The organism is Actinoplanes sp. DH11 (assembly GCF_020873875.1).
Classification (GTDB): Bacteria; Actinomycetota; Actinomycetes; order Mycobacteriales; family Micromonosporaceae; genus Actinoplanes.
This window is the reverse complement of sequence record NZ_JAHWGU010000113.1, coordinates 1-480: the sequence shown is the minus strand read 5'-3', so window position 1 is coordinate 480 and position 480 is coordinate 1. Positions and strand designations below refer to the sequence as shown.

Below are 480 nucleotides of genomic sequence, written 5' to 3'. Positions count from 1 at the left end.
CGATTATGTAAATAACAGGCAAAATGTTTTAGATTTTTGGCAAACCAGAGTTAATGAATTGAAAAATTCTGATAACATTTACACTTTAGGTATACGGGGCGTACACGATGGTAAAATGCAAGGTGCCAATACTTTAAAAGAACAAAAAGACGCCATTACCAATATCTTTAAAGATCAAAGGCAAATGTTGGCCAATACCATCAATGCTAATTTAGAAAAAATACCACAGGTTTTTATTCCCTATAAGGAAGTATTGGATGTTTACAACATGGGATTGCAAGTGCCGGAGGACGTAACTTTGATGTGGACGGATGATAATTATGGCTACATTAAACATTTCCCTACCGAAGCAGAACGAGCTCGCAAAGGCGGAAATGGCATTTATTACCACATCTCTTATTGGGGCAGACCGCACGATTACCTTTGGTTAGCAAGCAATCATCCAGCGCAAATTTATACCCAAATGAAAATGGCTTATGA

The 480-nt window shown here is 37.5% G+C and carries 1 protein-coding gene; it reads left to right on the top strand.

The annotated features are described in order from the left end of the window. On the top strand, positions 1-480 hold a 480-nt coding region (locus tag LPA41_RS40960), incomplete at both ends, for a glycosyl hydrolase 115 family protein (protein WP_229076886.1).